Here is a 17,730-nt window from a genome sequence, read left to right as displayed (position 1 = left end):
GATGCTAGTGTCCGCGCTCCTCTAGGTGATTCGGAGGCGGAGTTCTTCACATGGCTAAGCGGGTCCTGGTCGTCGACGATGCCATCTTCATGCGCAACATGATCAAGGACATCTTTGCGTCTGGGGGGTTCGAGGTCGTCGGTGAGGCGGCCAACGGCCTGGAGGCCGTGGAGAAGTACAAGGAGCTCAAGCCCGACCTCACGACGATGGACATCGTCATGCCCTTCAAGAGCGGCATCGAGGCCACGCGAGAGATCATCAAGGCGGATAGCAGCGCGGTGGTCATCATGTGCTCCGCGCTCGGGCAGGAGAGCCTGGTGATGGAGGCCATCGAGGCGGGCGCCTCGGACTTCATCGTCAAGCCGTTCCGGGCCGAGGACGTGCTGGCCGTGGTGAAGAAGGTCCTGGGCGAGACGTGAGCGGCTGCGCCCTGGCGCGGGCTGTCCACCCTTCCTGACACGAGGCCGGGTCCATGACGATGGACATGTCCCGCTACCTCGGGCTCTTCATCTCCGAGGCGACCGACCACCTGGAGGCGCTCGGGCGCGACCTCGTGGAGCTCGAGCGCGAGGGCTCGTCCAGCGCGGTGGATTCGATGTTCCGCCATGCCCACTCGGTCAAGGGCATGGCGTCGTCCATGGGCTTCGAGCCCATCGCCATCGTGGCGCACCGTGTAGAGGACCTCGTGGACGCCGTCCGTCAGGACCGCGGCCGCCTGGACCGCGACCTGGTGGACCTGCTGCTCACCGCCGCCGACACCATGCTCGCGCAGGTGCGCGCGGTGGCGGAGGGCAAGCCGCCGGATGATTCCGCGGCGCTCCTGACGCAGCTCAGCCAGCGCGTCACCACCATGACGGGCCAGGCCCCGGCCGCCACGCGCGTCGCGAAGGTGACGGCGCTGAAGCCGGAGGGCGGCGGCTCGGATGGCACGGGCTCGGATGGCCCTGGCGGAGGCACGGGGTCTGGCTCGGATGGCTCGGGCACGGGGGCGGCTCGGGCGGAGCTGGCGGCTCAGGCACGAGCGGCGCAGCAGGAAGTGCAACGAGCACTGCGGGCGGAGCTGGCGGCTCGGGCCCCACAGGCGCCGGTGCCAACCCTGCCTCAACACACGGTGGCGGAGCTGCTGGCAGCGGCACCCGGAGCAGCGTCGACGGAGGCTCGGGCGCCGAGGGTGGCAGTGCCAGCCCAGGCGTGGCCAGCGGCCCCAGTGTTGACGGTGCGGGGACCGGCTCGGTCAGCCCCAATCTTCTGATGAACGGCGGTCCCGGTACCTCCGCCACCTCCAGCGCGCCGAATGGAGCGCACGGCACCAGCGCCCCATCATCCCCGGACGGAGCCGCCGGAGGCGTGGTGGTGCCGCTGTCCGCGCGCCGGGCCTCGGACGCGCCCGGAGCCGACGCCGGCACCGCGGCTCCAACGCCCGACCTGGCCAACTCCCTGAAGGCCGCGGCCAGCGCGCCGTTCCCGGAAACACTGGCCCAGCGCTGGGCGGTGCGGCTGCGCATCGCGCCCACCTGTCAGGTGCCCGGCGTGCGCGCCTTCCTCGTCCACAAGCGCCTTACCAACCTGGGCACGCTGGTGGAGCTCCGGCCCGCGCTGGAGGAACTGAAAGCCGGCCGCATCCCAGACGGCAACATCCAACTGGAACTGGAGACCCCGGCGGGCGAAGCGGGCATTCACGCGGCGCTGAAGAACGTGGCCGAGGTGGAGGTCATCTCGGTGAAGCCCGCGGTGGCCGCGCCCGTGGTGCAGCCCACCCTGGTGCCTGTCCCCGACGGTGCCCGAGCGCCCTCGGACACGGCGTCGCGCACGGTGCGCGTGCGCACGGAGCTCCTCGACTACTTCCTCGACACCGTGGGTGAGCTGATGCTCGCCACGGCCCGTCTGCGCGAGGTGGGCAAGGTGCTGCCGGAGAACACGCGCCCCGCGCTGGAAGAGGGCGTCTACCGGCTGCACACGTTGGTGAAGGACCTGCACGACAAGGTGATGACGGCGCGCATGACGCCGCTGTCCCTCATCACCGACCGGCTGCCCCGGGCGGCGCGAGACATCGCCCGCCGCAAGGAGCGCGAGGTCGACCTGGTCATCACCGGCGCGGAAATCGAACTCGACCGGGCCATCCTCGAGGAGCTGTCGGACCCGCTGCTCCACCTGCTGCGCAACTGCATCGACCACGGCCTGGAGGCGCCCGAGGATCGCGCCGCCGCGAAGAAGGGCCCACGGGGCCGGGTGCTGGTGGCGGTGAAGCGCGCCAGGGACCGCGTCATCATCGAGCTGGAGGACGACGGCCGCGGCATGGACCCCGCGAAGCTGAAGAACGCCGCGGTGTCGCGAGGCCTGCTCTCGGCGGAGGCCGCGGCGCGCCTGACGGACCGCGAGGCCTTCATGCTGTCGTGCCTTCCGGGCGTCTCCACCGCCAAGGACATCACCGACATCTCCGGCCGCGGTGTGGGCATGGACGCGGTGAAGCGCGTGGTGGAGAACGTCGGAGGCACGCTCGAAATCGACAGCGAGCGAGGCCGGGGCACCCGCTTCACCCTGCGACTTCCACTGACGGTCGCGGTGGTGCACCTGCTGCTGGTGGAGGTGGGCGAGGAGGTCTTCGGCCTGCCCATCGCCAAGGTGGTGGGGGCGACGGAGGCGGACGGGGAGTCACTCAGCCGCAGCCGCGAGACGGCCCTGCTGCCCCATGGTAATTCGCTGCTGCCGGTCCATTCGTTGGATGCGCTGGTGGGCGTACCTGCCCCCCGGAGACTGGGAGCCCGGCCTTTCGTGGTGATGGACGGGGATTCCGGCAGGGTGGCCCTGGCGGTGGACCGCCTGTTGGGACAGGAGGAAGTGGTGCTCAAGCCGCTGTCGCGGCCCCTGGACTTGCTGCCCGGCCTGTCCGGCGTCACCATTCTGGGAAGTGGGCGTCCGGTGTTCATCCTGGACGTGCCGAGGTTACTGTCCGCGTGAGCCAGCCCCTGCACAGCGACGCGCAACTCGACGCACTGCGCGAGGTGGCCAACATTGGTTGTGGCCACGCGGCCAATGCGCTCTCCCGGTTGATGGGGGGACGCAAGGTGGACCTCTCCATTCCCCGCGTGCTGCTGACAGGCCCCTCCGACGCCGCCGAGCTTCTGGGCGGAGCCGCGCCGGTGGTGTCGGGGTGGCTGGGCATCCAGGGCGGGCTGCGGGGTGCCCTGTTGCTGGTGCTGCCCCAGCAGGACGGAGCCGCGCTGGAGGCGCTGCTCCTGGAGGGACAGCCCGCGATTCATCAGGCCGAACGGGACAGCGTGATGGCGGAGACGGCGAACATCGTCGCCAGCGCCTGCCTGTCCGCCATGGGCCGGCTGACGGGCTGGAAGCTGGTGCCCACGGTGCCCACGGTGCGGCGAGGCCGCGCGCGGGACGTGGTGTCCGACGCGGTGGGGCGGGTGGAGGGCGACGCCAGCAGCGTGGTGGTGCTGGAGGCCCGCTTCCTCGCGACCGCGGCGCCCCCGGTGGGTGGGCAGCTGCTGTTGGTGCTGGCGCGGGACAGCATCCGTGACCTGCTGGCGCGGCTGGGCGTGTAGCCCGTTTCGAGCTAGACGGGCGCCCATGGATGAGAAGGCGCTGAAACAGCTCCTGGGCAGTGTGAAGTCCGGCCGCGTCTCCGTGGACGACGCGGTGGGCAAGTTGAAGGACCTGCCCTTCGCGGAACTGGGGTACGCGACGCTCGACACGCACCGCAACCTGCGCTTCGGCTTCCCGGAGGTGGTGCTGGGTGAGCCCAAGACGGTGGAGCAACTGCTGGGCATCGTCGGGGCGTTGGTGGAGCGCAAGCAGACGGTGCTGGTGACGCGGCTCCAGCCGGACAAGGCGGAGGCGCTGGTGGCGCGCTTCCCCAAGGGCGAGTACCACCCGGTGGCGCGCATCTTCCATCTCAAGCAGGGCAAGGTGCGCGCGGGCCGCGTGGCCGTGGTGACGGCGGGCACCAGCGACATCCCCGTGGCGGAAGAGGCGGCCACGACGGCCGAGGCCATGGGCGCGGAGGTGCGGCGCGTCTACGACGTGGGCGTGGCTGGCATCCACCGGCTGCTGCGGCGCCGCGAGGAAATCCAGGAGTGCCATGCCGCCGTGGTGGTGGCGGGCATGGAGGGCGCGTTGGCCAGCGCGCTGGGCGGACTGGTGGGGATTCCCGTGGTCGCGGTGCCCACGTCGGTGGGCTACGGCGCCAACTTCAAGGGCGTGTCCGCGCTGCTGGCCATGGTGAACTCGTGCGCCTCCAACGTGGCCACGGTGAACATCGACAACGGTTTTGGCGGTGGCTTCTACGCCGCCCTCATCTCCCGCACGAAGGGACGCAGGTGAGCACCATGCGACGCATCCTCTACCTGGAGCCGGTGGGTGGCATCGCCGGGGACATGTTCCTGGCGGCGGGCCTGGACCTGGGCATTTCCCCGGCGGAGCTGGAGCGCGCGCTGTCGGGCCTGCGCGTCCCGGGCTGGAAGCTGGCGGTGAGCCGCTCGGTGCGCCACGCCATCAGCGGCACGCACCTGGACGTCGTGCTGGATGCGCGCGAGGCCCATCCGCACCGCGCCTACGCGGACATCCGGCGCCTCATCGAGGAGGCGGACACGCTGCCCCCGCGCGCGAAGGAGCGGGCGCTGGCGGTGTTCCGCGCCATCGGCGAGGCGGAGGCGAAGGTCCACGGCGTGTCCATCGACGACATCCACTTCCATGAAGTGGGCGCGGTGGACTCCATCGTCGACATCTGTGGCGCGGCGGTGGTGCTGGAGCTGCTGGGCAACCCGGAGGTCCATGCGGCGCCGCCGCCGCTGGGCAGCGGCACCATCCGCGTGGCCCATGGCGCCATGCCCATTCCCGTGCCCGCGACGCTGGAGTTGCTGCGGGACGTGCCCGTGCGCTTCGAAGGCGTGGGGGAGCTGACGACGCCCACGGGCGCGGCGCTGCTCAAGGTGCTGGCGCACATCGGCCATCCGCCGGACTTCATCGTGGAGAAGGTGGGCTACGGCGTCGGAACGAAGGACTTCAAGGACCGGCCCAACGTGCTGCGCGCGTCGCTGGGCCGGCTGGAGCAGGCCCGCAACGAAGGGCTCTGGGTGGTGGAGGCCAACCTGGACGACGCCACGCCGCAGCTGCTGGGGCACCTGCTGGAGCGGTTGCTCGCGGTGGGCGCGCTGGACGCGTGGGTGACGCCGGTGGTGATGAAGAAGAGCCGGCCGGGGCACCTGCTGAGCGCGCTGGTGGAGGGCGGCACGCGCGAAGCCATCGTGGACGTGGTGTTGCGCGAGTCCACCACGCTGGGCGTGCGCTACCACCGCGTGGAGCGTCAGGCGCTGGAGCGTGACTGGGTGGAGGTGGAGACGCCGTGGGGCAAGGTCCGCGTGAAGCGCGGGCTGCGCCAGGGCGCGGTGCTCAACGCCCACCCGGAGTTCGAGGACTGCCGCCAGGTGGCGGAGGCCGCGGGCGTCCCCGTGAAGCAGGTGGTGGCCGCGGCGGTGGCGGCGCTCGGCCCCAAGGACTGAGCGCCGTGGGCTCCCTCTCCGGGGGCTTCGCGGACAGCTTCGTCAGGGGCGATGAAGTCCCGGGCGCGGGCGCCCGGGCCGCGGTGGTTACGCCGGCAAACGCACCTGGATGCGGGTGCCGCCCTGCTCGGCGCGCACGCACAGGTCGCCGCCATGGCGCTCGACGATGCGCCGGCAGACGTCCAGGCCCATGCCCGCCGCATGGGGCTTCGTGCTGAAGAAGGGCTCGAAGATGCGCGGCAGCAAGTCCTTGGGAATGCCCGGCCCGTCGTCGGAGACCTCGACGACCACGTGCGCGGCATCCTTCCAGGTGCGCAGTCGCACGCGGCCTCCGCGCTCGCCCAGCGCCTCCAGCGCGTTGAGCACCAGCTGCGTCCACAGCTCGTCGAGCGCGACGCCTTCCGCCTTCAGCAGAGGCAGCTGCGGGTCGTACTCACGCTCCACCGTGAGGTGCTCTCCGCGCAGCCGGTGGCCCAGCACCGCCAGCGCGCGCTCCAGTCCTTCGTGGACGTCCACGTCCTCACGGGGCACCGGGTCCATGAAGGCATAGGCCTTCACGCCTTCGACCAGCGCGGACACGCGCGCCGTTCCTCGCGCCACCTCCGCCATGAGCACGTCACAGCTCACCGCCACCACCAGCCACGCGAGCACGTCGCCCAGCAGCGCCCCGCCCACGCGCGTCGCCACCGACTCCAGCCACGCGACGTCCAGGCCTGAAGCCACCAACGCGGGCGCGGCCTCCCACGCATCCGCCACGCCGCGCGCCTCCAACCAGGAGCCCATCGCTTCCTCGCGCTCGGCGCGGGCCAGGGCTCCAGCGGCGGAGAGGTCCGCCCGCGCTCCGCCGCTTCCCGAGGCAGCGCCAGCAGGACGCTGCGCTGGGGCAGGGAAAGGCCGTGGTCGCCCAGGGCCATGGCGCGCGCGGACACCGTGGCCATCAGCTCGCCCAGCCGCACCGCGCTCCGCCGGGCCGCCGCGGCGGGGCTGCCCAACTCGGCGCCCAGCTCGGCCGCCATGCGGCCCACGGGGAGCACTTCTGACTGCGGACGGACGTCTTGCGCCTGCTGCTGGGTGCGCTGTGAGGCCAGCTCCATCAGTCCCCGGCTGAGTCCGGGCGCCAGCCGCAGCAGCTCCCAGAAGGTGGCCGGCTCCATCCGGAACAGGCGCACGTCCGTCACCGCGTCGCCGCTGTGGGGGTAGGGCGCGTTCAGGAAGAGGATGAGCTCGCCGAAGAGGTCGCCGGCCTCCAGCGTGAACGTGGGCACGCTCTCCGTGCCGGTGCGGCGGCTCCACTGCGTGTGGCCCTCCAGGATGACGGACAGGCCATCCGCGGCGGCGCCTTGCTCGGCGATACGAGTGCCAGCGGGGAAGTGGAGTTGACGGCCATGGTCCGCCATCCAGCGGAGCTGTTCTCCGGTGAGCCGGGCGAACAGTGGAACCTGGCGCAACGCCGCGACGATGTCGTCACTTCCCATACGCCGGGATGCTGCCTGTCCCCGCCAGGGAGTCCATCGGATTCGGCGGGGCCCCGCGCTATCGCAAGGGTTGCCGCGTCAACGCCTGTGCGAAGGCGTCGTTCCGCTGCCCGGCCACGCACACCGGCAACCCCTCCAGCATCCCGCAGCGCGCGCCCGCCCGGAGGAAGGCGCCCACCTGCTGACGCACCACGACGTACACCGTGTCCCCGTCCACGCCGCCAGGGCGCATGGTGGCGTTGCACTCCTCCGCAATCGACGGTGGGGTCCGGGTGACGTAGCCGCTGTTGAAGGTGAGGCCCAGCCGGTAGGCCATGTACCCCGTCGCGTTGACCAGCGGCTCGTTGTAGGGGCACACCCACTGCACCTGCGGCGGGAAGAGGGCCAGGTGCTGGTAGTGGCCCTTCAGCTCCGCCCACTCCGGGGCCTGGAGCCGGCGGAAGCCTTCCGGGCGACGGCGCAGCTCGCTCTTGTCCTGGCGTACGTCATAGGCCTGCACGGCGACCACCAGCGCGAGCACCGCCGTCCCCACCCAGGCGCGCTGTCTCCACTGCCGCAGCCACAGGAGGAGGGCGCCGCCCATCACCGCGTAGCACAGCGGCCAGATGAAGCGCCCGGACGCGCGGAACGCGGACGTCAGCCGCGAGAAGGGCTCGTACAGCCCGCCCAGGTCCACCACCAGCCGGCCCGTCCACGTCACCCGGGACGACAGCGCGTAGACGGCCAGCAGCAGCACCGCCACCGCGAAGGGCAGTCCCCGCCGCCAGGGCACATCGCGCAGCGTGCGGAAGCGAAGCGCCGCGCCCACGACGGAGAGCACCACGAGCAGCAGCGCCCCCGCGCCCACATAGCCGAAGCCTTCGCCCTGCCGCCGCGCCACGGGCAGCGAGGGCAGCAGCCGCGACCAGTCCGTGGGATTGAACAGCGTGGTCAGGTCGGCGGAGAACTGGCCGAAGCCCTCCGCGCCCAGGTTGCTGCCGACGAAGTAGCCGAAGAGGGCGAAGATGAGCACGTCCAGCACGACGATGCCCACCGAGGCCAGCAGCGCGCGTCCCCAGCTGATGACACGGCCCAGGGCCAGGCGCACGGTCTGCGCCATGGCCAGCGGCGCGAGCATGGCCACCAGGTACGGATGCGTGCCCGCGCCCACGGCGTTCAACGCGGCGGCCCACAGGAGGCTCCGCTTCGCCGCGTGGGCGTCCGGTGTGTCGCGCAGGTGCAGCCACATCATGGCCACCAGCAGCCAGTGCGAGCACAGCGTCAGGTGCCCCAGCCGCGCCGCCATGGGCGGAGCCAGGGCCAGCAGCAGGCCGCCCAGCAGTTGGTGCGTGGGGCGGGACGAAACGACGGACACCAGCTTCGCGCCGAACCAGCCCATGAGCGCGAAGCCCAGCGCGAGCCAGAGGCCGTGGTACTGGAAGTCAGCGGGCAGCAGCGCGTTGAAGGGTTTGAACAGCACCGCCAGCAGGGGATTGCCGTCCGTGAGCGCCACGGAGGTGCCATGCGGGAAGAGCTGGTTGGGCGAGCTCGTGAGCGGCAGGCCCCAGGGTGCGTTTCGGTAGAACAGCCAACCGAAACCGGAGGCCGCCCAGTCCTCGCGAATCATCCAGTCGATGCGCGTGGGCGGAATCGCCCGGCCACCGCCGAGCCAGAGGAACCACGCCAGTCCACCCAGCGCGGCGCCCCAGGGCGCCCACCGGCTCGCGGGTGACGGAGAAGGCGCAATGGTGGGGGCGGGCGGAGTCGGGGCGAGCGCCGGTGAAGCGGATTCCCTCGACGCCGGTGGACTCGGGATCGTCATGGCGGCCTTGGTGGAGGCCGGCACTGTAGGACCGCGCTTCCCGCACGGGCAAGCACCGTTCCGGGCCGCGCGCTTCCAGCCAGCCTAGGGGTGGCAAGGCGTGACGCTGTCGTTGTTCCCGATGGAGCGCTCCTCCGGCGGCCCGGTGTAGGCGTCGTCCGCGAGCATCGTGGCCCAGCACGAGGGGAGCCGGGGGTTGTCCGTGACGACGAACGAATCGCGCACGCGCGCGAGTGCATCCAGGCTCAGCGCCGTCATCGCTGGATTCCCCTGCACCTTCAGGGTGCCCACGGTGTGGAGCGAGCCCAGGGTGCTCAGGTGCTCCAGCGCGTCATTGCCCGTGACGTACAGGCCGCGCATCCACGTCACTTGCTGGAAGCCAGACAGGTCCGTCAGCAGCGGGTTGAGGTTGACGAACAACGCGCCACCCATGCTCTGGAGCTTTGGCAGGTCCGCCGCGCGCAGCAGCCGTGGGTTCTCCGCCAGGATGACGTCCTGATTCACCCGGAGCAGCGACGGCATCGGGCCCACCTGCTCCAGCGCTGGGTTGCCCGCCACAGCGAGCGCGCCTGTTTCGGAGAGGGCATCGAAGCGGAGGTCGAGGAGCCGGGCGTTGTTCATCACGTTGATGCGGTCCTTCACCACCGCCAGGTGTTCCAGCCCGGTGAGGTGCGTGAGGGCGTTGTTGTTGGAGACGTCGAGCCCACCGCCAACTCTCGTCAAACGTCCCAGCCCCTCCAGGGACTGAAGCATCGGGTTGCCCGAAATCGTGACGCTCCCCCCCACCTCTGTCAGACGGGACACCGGCAGCTTCTCCAGCGCGGGGTTGACGTGGACGGTGAGCGTGCCCGCCAGCACCTGGACGTGGGGGAACGTGTCGGGGCTCCACAGCACGCCGGTGTTCCACACGGTGAGGTCGAAGTGGGGCGCCACGGCGGCCACGCCGCTCAGGGAGGACAAGGCGGGGAGCGTGTAGAGCGTCAGGCTGTCGACGCGAACGGCTGGAAGCGCCTCCTGCGTCTGCGGTCCGACGCGCACCTCGTTGAGCAGGTTGCTGCCACGGATGCTCAACGTTCCTCCCACGTAGCGAAGCCCAGACAGCTCCACCCGCGTCAGCGCCGGGTTGTCGTGGATGGACAGCGGACCTTCCACCGACACGAGGCCGGGCAGCGCCACCGTCGTGACATCCGTGTTCTCGATGGAGAGCTCACCGCGAATGATGGAGAGGGACTTCAACGCTTCCAGGTCGGCCGCGTTCTCCACCGCGTACATCCCGTCATGGGCCGCCGACAGCTGGCACACGAAGGCGGCCGCGAGAACCTCGGTGTCGTCGAGCACCCTGTTCAGGTTGGTGTCCACGCCTGCCTCCACCTGGGTGCCTCCCGTGGTGCAGTTCGGGCCCGCCGGCTCTGGCCGCTGGCGCAGCAGTGTCACCGCGGGGTCCGCGCAGAGGCGGGCGGCTGCCCGGAGCTCGTTGTCATCGAGCACGCCGTTCCCATTGAGGTCCACGCCGGCCTCCACGAGCGCGTTGTCGTACCGGCAGACGAAGGGGTGGGTCAGCAGCGGGCGCACGCGGGCGAGGACAGGCGCCGGCTCCATGCAGCCGTGGACCTCGCGCGTCACTTCGTCATCCGAAAGGAGGCCGTTGCCATCCAGGTCCGCCCCCGCCAGGGTGAGCTGCCCGCCCAGCGCACAGGGCTCGCCGGGAGGGAGCTGCCGCGTGCGCACCAGCACGCCTGGCGAGAGCGTGGCGCAGATGTATTCGGTGCCCGTCACCTCGTCGTCGTCGAGCACGCCGTCATCATCCTGGTCCAGCCCCGAGTGCACGGCCTTCCCGCCGTGCTCGCAGTTCGGGCCGGAGGACTCGTCAGCCACGCGGGTGCGCGCCTCGTGCTGACCGATGAGCCGGTGCAGGTCGATGCCGTCACACCCGGTGGCCAGGACCAGCGCCAGCATCCACGTCCATCGCATCGCCAGGAGCCTTTCGGGGCGTCACTCGCCGCAGGTGGCGGTGTCGTTATTGCCGCTGATGTGGAGTTGCCCGGCGTCGCCCGTGTACACGGCCGCCGCGAGCGACGTCGCGAGGCATGACGGAAGTTCGAGATTGTCCGTGACGTCAAAGACCTGACCGACCTGGTGCAGGCTGCTCAGGCCGAGCCGGACGAGGCTCGCGTTGTCCGACACGCGAAGCGAAGCGAGGGTACTCAGGCCGCTCAGGTCCTCCAGGGTCGTCAAGGCGGGGTTTCCCTTTACGCTCAGCTCGGACAGGTGACGGAGCGGCGCGAGGCTGTAGAGCGCCTGCAGGGCCTTGTTTTCGCTGATGACGAGCCCGCCTCCGATGCTCCACGGGGAGAGGCCTTCCAGGAAGCGCAGCTCCGGGTTCCCCGAGACGCGGACGTTGCCGCCGACATGGACGAGGTTCGAGAAGGGAAGCGCTTGCAACGCGTTGTTGTCGGTGACGGTGAGCGAGCCCATGAGGTTGTCGACGTTGACGAGCACGGAGTCCTCTTTGGGGTGGAACGCCAGGACATCATTGCCTTCCACCAGCAGGCTCTCCCGAGGCGACACGCTCACGAGCCCGTTCAGGTTGCGCAGCCGGTCGTTGTGGCTCACGACGACGCCTCGGCCCACGAACAGCCGCTGTTCGTCGGTGCCGCCCGCTTGCAGCCTGTCCAGCGCGGGGTTGGCTGTCACATCGAGGTCGTCACCCACGAAGCGCAGGACGGGCAGGTCCACCTGGGTCAGGAGTTGGTTGTTCCAGAGGCGCAAGCTGCGGTCCACCATCGCGAGCCCCGGCAGGCTCAGCTCGGTGATGGACGCGTCGTTGATGAGGAGCGAGCCCTGGATGCGGGAGATGCGCTGGAGCGCGGCGAGGTCCGCGGGGGTCCGCACGGTGTAGTCGCCGTGGAGCGTGTGCAGGGCCTCGCAGACGAAGGCGGTCTTGTGGACCTCTGGCCCCCAGAGCACGTCATCGCCGTTCGAATCCACGCCCAGCCGGATGCCCGTGCCACCCTGGGGGCAGGCCGCTCCGGCGAGCTCGGGCACGTAGACGACCTTGAGCCGGGCCGGCTCCACGCAGACGCTGACCACGGCGCGGACCTCGTCGTCGTCGAGGAGGCCATTGCCGTTCGCATCAAGGCCGGCCTCCACCCAGGTGCGGCCCCAGCTACAGAGCCACGGAGGGACCGCCGCCGACGGAGGCTGATGCTGGCTTCGGTGAATCACACGCGGGGAGACTGGCTCGGTGCAGCCGTACACCTCCCGGGTGACTTCGCCGTCCTCCAGGGCATCGTTGCCATTCACGTCCTGGCCCGCCCGCGATACGTGGCCCCCGTGAGGGCACTGCTCACCAGGCTGCACGTCTTGCATGTGCACCAGCACCCCGGGCGTGGGCGTGGTGCAGACGTACTCGATGCTCGTGACTTCGGGGTCGTCGAGCACGCCGTTGTCGTTCAGGTCCAGGCCCGCGAGAAAGGCCCTGCCGCCGAGCGGGCAGCGGTCTCCGGCCGGCTCGGGGTCCACCCGCGTGCGTGCCTCGTGTTGCGTGACGAGCTCGCGCAGGCTGATGTCGTCACAGCCCGCCGCCAGCAGTACCACCGCCATCCAGGTCCATCGCATGGGTGCTTCTCTCTTCCTCGTGACGGGGCTCGCCGCTGGGAGGCCTTCAATCGCAGGGAGATGAGCTGTCGTTGCCGCGAATCTCGGGCGCGCCGCCCGTGTTGACCCGTGCGGCGAGCGACACGGCCAGGCAGGTGGGGAGCCGGGGGTTCTCCGTGACGGTGAAGATGCGGGTGACGCTCTCCAGGGCATTCAGGTCCAGGCGCAGCAGGTTCTCATTGGAGAGCACAAACAGCTCCTCCACCGATTGGAGGAGGGCGAGGTCCGACAGGTCGGTGAGGCTCGCGTTGTTCTCCACGGTCAGCACCTGCAGCGAGAGCAGCCGGTCGAAGCCCATCAGCCGGGGGAGCTGTGGGTTGTTGCCGATGAACAGGAAACCGCTGTTCTGCACCTTCTGGAGCCCCCACAGGTCCTTCAACACGGCGTTGGCATTGAACCGCATGCCGGAGGTGACGCGCGCCAGCTTGGGGAACTCTCCCGCGGCTTCCAGCGCGGGGTTGCGATCGAATTCGAGCGTCCCCACCTGGGTGAGTTCATTCATGCCTTCCACCGAGCGCAGATTGGCGTTGTCCCGCACGCGGAGGCCACCGCCAATGGACGTCAGCGCTGGCATGCCCCACAACCCGGAGAGGACCTCGTTGTTTTCGATGACCAGGTCTCCCACGACCGTATGCAGCACCGTTCCGCTCAGGGTGCTCAGGGCGGAGTTCCCGATGATGTTCAGGGAGCCGCCCAGCCACTCGAGGTGCCGGAAGGGAAGGGTGGAGAGCTTCGCGTTGTCTTCCAGGGTGATGCTGCCGAGGAGCGCGGAGGTGAAGGTGAAGTAACCCCCTTCGAGGGCATCATTGTCTCTCAGGACGATGTTGTTGCCAGGAAGGACCGCGCTCACTCCCGCGAGCGTGGGGAGCAAGGGATTGGATATCAGGCTGAAATCGCCCCAGACCCAGAGCGGAGCACGGCTGCCGCTGCCCAGGGTCAGCGTGGTCAACGCGGGGTTTCTGGCGACGGTGAGCGGGCCGCCCACGAGGCGCAGCGAGGGCATCTCCACGCGTTCAAGCGACGTGTCGACGATTTCCAGCGCGCCTTCGACCATCATCAAGTCGGGGAGGACGGCCTCCGTGGCGGCCCCGGCGTCGAAGTAGAGGGCGCCCCGGACGCGGGAGATGCCCTCCAGCGCCACGAGGTCCACCGCGTTGCGCACGTGGTAGTTGCCGTCCAGCGTGTGCAGGGGCTGGCACACGAACATGGATGACATCACCTCTTCGTCTTCGAACAGGCCGTCCGCGTCCGCGTCGGTGCCCACGTCCACCTGGGTGCTGGGCGTGGGACACGCGGCGCCGGCCGGAGCCGGTGACTGACGCAGCCGGACCTCGGAGGGGAGCACGCAGAGGTTGGACGTCGCCCGGACCTCGGAGTCGTCCAGCACGCCGTTGCCATCCTGGTCCTGTCCCGCCTCCGCCACGGCGCCGTTCTCCCCGCAGGGGAAGAGGAGCGGCTCCCGTGGCCGTACGCGGGTGACCACGGCCTCCGAGCTGGCGCAGCCGTACACCTGGCGGCTGACCTCGCTGTCTTCCAGCTCGTCGTTGCCATTCGAGTCCTGGCCCGCGCGGTACACCCTGCCGCCCTCGGTGCAGTTCTCACCGGGGGGCTCGTCCTGCACGCGCATCAGCACGCCGGGGATGGCGGTGACACACGCGTATTGGGTGACGGTCACTTCGCCGTCGTCGAGCACGCCGTTGTCGTTCAGGTCCAGGCCCGTGCGGACGAAATGGCCACCGTGGACGCAGTTGGCACCCGCGGGCTCGGGCTCCAGCCGGGTGAGCGGCGGGTGCTGCCGGACGAGCCGCTCCAACTCGATGCCGTCACACCCCGTGACGAGCACGAGCATCGTCATCCACATGCGTCTCATGAGCAGGTCCCTCAGCGTCGCAGCGCCAGCTCGAAGCCGAACGCGCGGTCCCAGTAATTGCGCTGGTCCAGGGTGACGCGGTCATACGTGAGCGTGGCCGCCAGACGCAGCCGCACACCCGCCAGCGCTCCCGTCACCCCCGCGGCGGTGTACGTGGAGAGCACGGTGGGGTCGCCCATGCGCACCTGTCCGCGCGTGATTCCCAGAAAGCCCCAGCCCGCGCCCGCCTCCAGGAACAGCGGCACGCGCAGGGGGCCGGTGCCTGTGCGCCCAGGAGGCCGAGGAGCGCACCCCGGTGGGTGCGGATGTCGTCGGTGGCCAGGGGCGTCAGGCCATAGGAGGCGCGCGCGCCGTAGTAGAGCGACGGCAGGGGCGCCTCGCGCCGCCACGTCACGGTGGGTCCGGTGGCCAGCGTGCTCAATCCGAGCGGTGCCTGCTGCCCCGTCCAGCCCAGGTCCCAACCCGCCAAGGTGTCGGGCTGCCGCGCCATGAACCGCGGGAAGGTGCCGCCCGCGCTCGGAGGAAACGCCTGGGATACGCCCACGGGCGCGAGCCCGGTGGCCGCCACGTAGCGCTCGTAGAAATCCTTGTCGAGCGGCACCGCGAACAAGCCCTTGCGCAGGGCCTCCTCGGCGGGGCCTCGCTCCTGGAGCTCCCGGTCGCCCAGGTCGATGATGCCGTTGGTGGACAGCTTGGCCAGGGTGATGCGGGCTTCCTGCGTGGGCGTGCGAATCCAATACACGTCGCGCTCGGGCAGGCGCAGCAGCACGTACTGTTCCTTGGAGCGGCGCACGTCGGCCAGCCGCCGTCCGTCCGAGTCCTCGACGGAGATGCGCGAGTGCTCGAGCCCGGAGGGCAGGGGAAGGCTGGGGCCCTTCGGCGCGGGGCCCACCAGCGGACGCCGGGGCTCGCGGGTGGGGGCGAAGGCGTGGAGCGACAGGCGCGCGGGGAGGCCCTTCACGCCCTGGAGCGACGCGGTGACGAAGGCGCCCAGCTCGCTGTACTCCACCTTGCCGTCGCCGTTGATGTCCGCCGCGCCCAGGAGGCCGGAGCGGGCCACGTGGCTGAAGACCCCCGCGCGGATGCGGGACCACTCGTGCGTTTCGCCGTCCTCGCTCTCCGCGAACACGGCGCCCACGGTGGGCCGGGTGGCGAGCTGCTCACGGGCCAGCATGCCCCGCAGCTCCGCGAGCACCGCCGCGTCCGTCTGACCGCCGCGGCTGCCCACGACGCCAGACGCGCGGCACGCGTCCACGATGAGGTGGACGTAGCTGGCGCCGAGCGGGTCCACCACGTCCGCGTAAAGGCTTGCTTTATCCAGACGTCCCCCCGCGAGGGTGAAGTACGCGCGTCCGGCCTCGTCTGTGTTGCCGTGGCCCACGTAGACGAGCAGCACGTCTGTCTGGCGTCCCAATTCATGGTCCACCAGGTTGGCGGCGCGGAGGCGTGCGACTTCTCGCTTCACCTCGTCTGGTGTTGGGGGCCGGGCGCCCGCGAGCACCGGCCGGGCCGTGGCGCGTGTCGCCTCGTCCGGGGCCACCAGCAGCGTGGTCTCCACGCCCAGGCGTTGAAGCGTCTCCGCCCACAGCACGCCGTCATCGTCCGCGAAACGCAACGACGGGAGCGACGGGTCGTCGCTCCCGTTATGGGCAATGACCAGGGCGCGGCGAACCACGGCTTCGGCCGAGGCACCACGGGCTAGCAGCAGTGCCGCGGCGCCGAGGAGCACTCCCAGCTTTTTCATGGAGCTTCCTCTACCCTCACTGACTGCTTGAGCACCACCGTGCCCTCTGTCTGTTCACCGCGCAGGGTCGACAGGGACTCGGTCGGGCTGCCTGCGAAGACAGCGACGACTTCGACGGTGCCTGCCGTTTCCGGCATGGGCACGGTCAGCTCGAGGGGGGCTTCCTTGCCCAAGCCTCCGGACAGGGCGAAGGGACCGGCCGTCACCTCCGCTTTCTTGGCGCCGCGGACCTGGACGGCGACGTGGGTGAAAGGCGCATGTCCACCGGCGGCGAAGGCCAGCATGGCACCGGCGCGGCAGGCATCTCCGGCGTGCAGCTCGCGCAGGGCCGGCCCGGGGTGGCGCAGAAGATTCGCAGGGCGACGCCGGGCGGCGCAGTGCCTTCGCCGCGGGCGACGAACTCGCCGGGCGTCGTCGTGGCGGTGGGGACGAGCACCACCGCGAGGAAGACCGCGGCCAGCGCGCCGCCGAGCAGGGCCAGGGAGGACCACCGGGACGGAGCCTGTTCCGGCGCGGCCGCGGCGAGGGCGGCCTCCAGGCCTCCGTCTGACAATGCTTGGAGCTCCACGGAGGAGGGGACGTGGATGTCATTGCCCTCCAGGGCGCGGTGGGCCTGGGCCCAGCGCTCGTAGCGGGTGCCGCAGCGCTGGCAGGCGTGGGCGTGGCGCAGCAGGCGAGCGGACTGGTGGGAGGACAGGTCTCCCAGCGACCACCGGGTCAGGCTGGCGTCGATATGTCTCTCGTACCACCTCATGAGGGCATGCTCCCTATTGCGCACAGAGCGAGCGAGGCCAGGAGGACTCCCAGCTCCATTCGCCCGGGCTCGGCCGATGCGTCCAGCCAGCCCGAATTCTTCAAATGCTCGGTGAAGTGCGTCCGCATCCGCCGCTCGCGCACCCGGACTTCGCCTCGGGTGAGCTGGAGTTGCTGGGCGGCGGATTCCTGCGAAAGCCCTTCGACGAAACGGAGCTGTGCCAGGGCGCGGCCTTCGTCCGTGAGTGTGTCGAGGAAGGCGCGGACCAGGTCGCGCACTTCGGTGCTGAGGGCTTCTTCTTCTGGCGTCCGGCCCTCGGTGGGCAGGTGGGTCAGCTCGGGCGCGTCGTCCATGGGGACGGCCTCGCGAGACACGCGTCCCGACGCGCGCATCAGGTCGATGGCCGTCGAGCGCGCCACCGTGAGGAGGAAGCCCAGGTAGGGGCGAACCCCGTCATAGGCCTGCCGCATGTTGGGCCGGAAGGCCCGGACGAACGTCTCTTGATGGGCGGCGTCCAAATCCAGCGCGGACAACGCGGCGCTCCGCGTCCCCCCATCCGTGCCCACCGCGAACTTTCGTGAGAGGTAGCGGAGCACCTCCGGCGAATAGGCCCGGTACACCTGTGTGAGGACGGACGTCTCCCCCCGGCGGAAAGCCTCCAAGACGGACCGGTCGTTTCCAGGCAGCACGGTAACTCCGTCCCTCGTCGCGAGCCGGCTCGAGCCCAATGCCCGGCCGTCCGTCATCCCTTCAAAATGGGATACGGAACGGGGTCGCAAAATGGGTCGCGCCTATAACGAATGGCGCGCATTTTCATTGTGGGTCCGTCTGACGATTCCCACTCGGGGCCGGGAGGGGCCATGTGGGGTGCAGGGTTACCCAGGCGAGACGGAAGCGGTCGAGCAGGTCGTGGTGG

General features: G+C 70.3%; 15 protein-coding genes and 1 pseudogene. 5 read left to right on the top strand and 11 right to left on the bottom strand.

Translation table 11 applies throughout. From position 1 onward, the window contains the following. Positions 1-50: 50 nt before the first annotated feature. The 5 genes and pseudogenes from QEG98_RS36795 (at position 51) to larC (ending at position 5,513) form a co-directional block, all read left to right on the top strand. Complete coding sequence (locus tag QEG98_RS36795) at positions 51-419, top strand: response regulator (RefSeq protein WP_011556618.1); 369 nt, start codon at positions 51-53, stop codon at positions 417-419. 53 nt (positions 420-472) lie between these two features. Beyond that, positions 473-2,958 (top strand): annotated as a pseudogene (locus tag QEG98_RS36790) (chemotaxis protein CheW). Continuing rightward, on the top strand, positions 2,955-3,557 hold the full coding sequence (locus QEG98_RS36785; protein WP_316564643.1) for a chemotaxis protein CheC: 603 nt from the start codon (positions 2,955-2,957) through the stop codon (positions 3,555-3,557). The pseudogene QEG98_RS36790 and the gene QEG98_RS36785 overlap by 4 nt, the downstream one beginning before the upstream one ends. Positions 3,558-3,582: 25 nt before the next feature. Then, complete coding sequence (gene larB, locus QEG98_RS36780) at positions 3,583-4,335, top strand: nickel pincer cofactor biosynthesis protein LarB (protein ID WP_090488050.1); 753 nt, start codon at positions 3,583-3,585, stop codon at positions 4,333-4,335. A gap of 5 nt (positions 4,336-4,340) precedes the next feature. Continuing rightward, on the top strand, positions 4,341-5,513 hold the full coding sequence (gene larC / locus QEG98_RS36775; RefSeq protein ID WP_316564642.1) for a nickel pincer cofactor biosynthesis protein LarC: 1,173 nt from the start codon (positions 4,341-4,343) through the stop codon (positions 5,511-5,513). A gap of 87 nt (positions 5,514-5,600) precedes the next feature. Here larC and QEG98_RS36770 read toward each other — a convergent pair whose 3' ends face one another. The 11 genes from QEG98_RS36770 to QEG98_RS36720 all read right to left on the bottom strand — a co-directional run bounded on the left by QEG98_RS36770 (position 5,601) and on the right by QEG98_RS36720 (position 17,503). Further along, on the bottom strand, positions 5,601-6,200 hold the full coding sequence (locus QEG98_RS36770; protein ID WP_316564641.1) for a sensor histidine kinase: 600 nt from the start codon (positions 6,198-6,200) through the stop codon (positions 5,601-5,603). Further along, on the bottom strand, positions 6,137-6,988 hold the full coding sequence (locus tag QEG98_RS36765; RefSeq protein WP_316564640.1) for a cyclic nucleotide-binding domain-containing protein: 852 nt from the start codon (positions 6,986-6,988) through the stop codon (positions 6,137-6,139). Before QEG98_RS36765 ends, QEG98_RS36770 begins: the two co-directional genes overlap by 64 nt. A gap of 58 nt (positions 6,989-7,046) precedes the next feature. Continuing rightward, positions 7,047-8,789: a DUF6311 domain-containing protein gene (locus QEG98_RS36760; protein ID WP_316564639.1), complete on the bottom strand. Its 1,743-nt coding sequence runs from the start codon at positions 8,787-8,789 to the stop codon at positions 7,047-7,049. An 84-nt stretch (positions 8,790-8,873) separates the two neighbouring features. Continuing rightward, positions 8,874-10,760 (bottom strand): hypothetical protein, encoded by a 1,887-nt coding sequence (locus tag QEG98_RS36755; RefSeq protein WP_316564638.1) that lies wholly within the window; start codon positions 10,758-10,760, stop codon positions 8,874-8,876. Positions 10,761-10,781: 21 nt separating this feature from the next. Next, the gene (locus QEG98_RS36750) at positions 10,782-12,407 is read right to left on the bottom strand and encodes a hypothetical protein (RefSeq protein ID WP_316564637.1); all 1,626 of its coding nucleotides are present in this window, start codon (positions 12,405-12,407) and stop codon (positions 10,782-10,784) included. A 46-nt stretch (positions 12,408-12,453) separates the two neighbouring features. Continuing rightward, positions 12,454-14,316, bottom strand: a complete 1,863-nt coding sequence (locus QEG98_RS36745) for a hypothetical protein (protein WP_316564636.1) — start codon at positions 14,314-14,316, stop codon at positions 12,454-12,456. 11 nt (positions 14,317-14,327) lie between these two features. Beyond that, on the bottom strand, positions 14,328-14,495 hold the full coding sequence (locus tag QEG98_RS36740) for a hypothetical protein (protein ID WP_316564635.1): 168 nt from the start codon (positions 14,493-14,495) through the stop codon (positions 14,328-14,330). Further along, a complete protein-coding gene (locus QEG98_RS36735) occupies positions 14,450-16,060 on the bottom strand; it encodes a caspase family protein (RefSeq protein WP_316564634.1) in 1,611 nt (536 codons plus the stop codon). The genes QEG98_RS36740 and QEG98_RS36735 overlap by 46 nt, the downstream gene beginning before the upstream one ends. Further along, entirely contained in the window at positions 16,057-16,266 is a 210-nt protein-coding gene (locus QEG98_RS36730) for a hypothetical protein (protein ID WP_316564633.1), read from the bottom strand. Before QEG98_RS36730 ends, QEG98_RS36735 begins: the two co-directional genes overlap by 4 nt. After that, positions 16,263-16,814: a hypothetical protein gene (locus QEG98_RS36725; protein WP_316564632.1), complete on the bottom strand. Its 552-nt coding sequence runs from the start codon at positions 16,812-16,814 to the stop codon at positions 16,263-16,265. The genes QEG98_RS36730 and QEG98_RS36725 overlap by 4 nt, the downstream gene beginning before the upstream one ends. Then, positions 16,811-17,503, bottom strand: coding sequence for an RNA polymerase sigma factor (locus tag QEG98_RS36720; protein ID WP_174257157.1), 693 nt, complete (start codon positions 17,501-17,503; stop codon positions 16,811-16,813). The genes QEG98_RS36725 and QEG98_RS36720 overlap by 4 nt, the downstream gene beginning before the upstream one ends. Positions 17,504-17,730 lie beyond the last annotated feature (227 nt).

The sequence above is a fragment of the Myxococcus sp. MxC21-1 genome (assembly GCF_032612255.1).
Taxonomy (GTDB): domain Bacteria; phylum Myxococcota; class Myxococcia; order Myxococcales; family Myxococcaceae; genus Myxococcus; species Myxococcus virescens.
Note: the sequence above shows the minus strand (reverse complement) of the source record. Positions and strands in the feature narration are given on the sequence as shown.

What these genes read in the sequence shown, in the direction of transcription:
- QEG98_RS36795 (WP_011556618.1), top strand. Translation starts at nt 51, where the DNA reads ATGGCTAAGCGGGTCCTGGTCGTCGACGATGCCATCTTCATGCGCAAC.
- larB (WP_090488050.1), top strand. Translation starts at nt 3,583, where the DNA reads ATGGATGAGAAGGCGCTGAAACAGCTCCTGGGCAGTGTGAAGTCCGGC.
- larC (WP_316564642.1), top strand. Translation starts at nt 4,341, where the DNA reads ATGCGACGCATCCTCTACCTGGAGCCGGTGGGTGGCATCGCCGGGGAC.
- QEG98_RS36765 (WP_316564640.1), bottom strand. Translation starts at nt 6,988, where the DNA reads ATGGGAAGTGACGACATCGTCGCGGCGTTGCGCCAGGTTCCACTGTTC.
- QEG98_RS36760 (WP_316564639.1), bottom strand. Translation starts at nt 8,789, where the DNA reads ATGACGATCCCGAGTCCACCGGCGTCGAGGGAATCCGCTTCACCGGCG.
- QEG98_RS36755 (WP_316564638.1), bottom strand. Translation starts at nt 10,760, where the DNA reads ATGCGATGGACGTGGATGCTGGCGCTGGTCCTGGCCACCGGGTGTGAC.
- QEG98_RS36750 (WP_316564637.1), bottom strand. Translation starts at nt 12,407, where the DNA reads ATGCGATGGACCTGGATGGCGGTGGTACTGCTGGCGGCGGGCTGTGAC.
- QEG98_RS36745 (WP_316564636.1), bottom strand. Translation starts at nt 14,316, where the DNA reads ATGAGACGCATGTGGATGACGATGCTCGTGCTCGTCACGGGGTGTGAC.
- QEG98_RS36740 (WP_316564635.1), bottom strand. Translation starts at nt 14,495, where the DNA reads ATGGGCGACCCCACCGTGCTCTCCACGTACACCGCCGCGGGGGTGACG.
- QEG98_RS36735 (WP_316564634.1), bottom strand. Translation starts at nt 16,060, where the DNA reads ATGAAAAAGCTGGGAGTGCTCCTCGGCGCCGCGGCACTGCTGCTAGCC.
- QEG98_RS36725 (WP_316564632.1), bottom strand. Translation starts at nt 16,814, where the DNA reads ATGAGGTGGTACGAGAGACATATCGACGCCAGCCTGACCCGGTGGTCG.